The organism is Ferrovum myxofaciens, assembly GCF_000735045.1.
Taxonomy (GTDB): domain Bacteria; phylum Pseudomonadota; class Gammaproteobacteria; order Burkholderiales; family Ferrovaceae; genus Ferrovum; species Ferrovum myxofaciens.
The window spans coordinates 1-356 of the sequence record NZ_JPOQ01000473.1; the positions used below are offsets into that span (position 1 = coordinate 1).

1 pseudogene is annotated in these 356 nt (G+C 57.0%); it reads right to left on the reverse strand.

Features of this window, described 5'->3' with window-relative positions:
* Nucleotides 1-356 (reverse strand): annotated as a pseudogene (locus IV91_RS0114640) (DDE-type integrase/transposase/recombinase); the annotation flags it as partial.

Below are 356 nucleotides of genomic sequence, written 5' to 3' on the forward strand. Positions count from 1 at the left end.
GATGAGTTGGGTGACCCCACCATAGAATTCCAGTGCCCGGATCGTTCCATTTATCCAGTCCTCCGTCGTCTCGCGGGGCGTGGCACAGGCGAAGGTATAGCCGGATGCCCCCAGGGCCGCCACGAAGATATGGGCACGATCTCCTCCAACCAAGGGGATAGTCGGACCGGCAAAGTCAATGAACAGTTTCTCCCCCGCGCGGTGAACCTGGCGCATGGAGCGCTTGAGGGTTCGGGCAAAACGCTGGTAGCAATCACAGAATTGAGAATAACTGTAGGTCTGGCTGTCTGCATATTCAGCCCGGTATTCTTCCCACAGCAACATCAAGGTCATGCCCTTGCGGCGCAGTTCCTGAT